1 protein-coding gene is annotated in these 620 nt (G+C 65.2%); it reads left to right on the plus strand.

The genetic code is table 11. From position 1 onward, the window contains the following. Positions 1-42: 42 nt before the first annotated feature. Positions 43-620: alpha/beta hydrolase (locus K7G61_RS35995; RefSeq protein ID WP_308190815.1), on the plus strand; the 578-nt coding region annotated here is incomplete at its 3' end.

The raw sequence follows: 620 nt of genomic DNA on the forward strand, positions 1-620 counted from the left end.
GGGTTCAACGGTGGCACGATCTACTATCCGACGGACACCAGTATGGGTACGTGGGGTGCGGTGGCGATCGTGCCGGGTTACACGGCGCTGTTCGCCAATGAGGAAGCCTGGATGGGTCCGTGGCTGTCCTCGTTCGGTTTCGTGGTGATCGGTATCGAGACCAACAGCCGGACCGACTACGACACCGCCCGGGGTACGGAGTTGCTGGCGGCGCTGGATTACCTGACGCAGAAGAGTCCGGTCAAGGACAGGGTCGATCCCAGCCGCCTGTCGGTGATCGGGCACTCCATGGGTGGCGGTGGTGTGGTGTACGCCACCGAGCACCGGCCGTCGCTGAAGGCGGCGGTCGCCCTGGCGCCGTTCTCGCCCTCGCAGAACATGTCCACCGACACGGTGCCGACCATGGTCATGGGCGGGCAGAACGACACGGTCGTCACGCCGTCGTACCTGGACGGCCTGTACGCCACGATGCCGGCCTCGACCCAGAGCGACTTCGTCCAGATCGCCGGGGCCGACCACGTGTGGTACACGCATCCGGAGACGCTTGAGATGCGGATCCTGATCCCCTGGCTGAAGACGTTCGTCGACAACGACACCCGCTACACCCAGTTCCTGTGCCC

The sequence above is a fragment of the Streptomyces sp. HPF1205 genome, assembly GCF_020400825.1.
GTDB lineage: Bacteria > Actinomycetota > Actinomycetes > Streptomycetales > Streptomycetaceae > Actinacidiphila.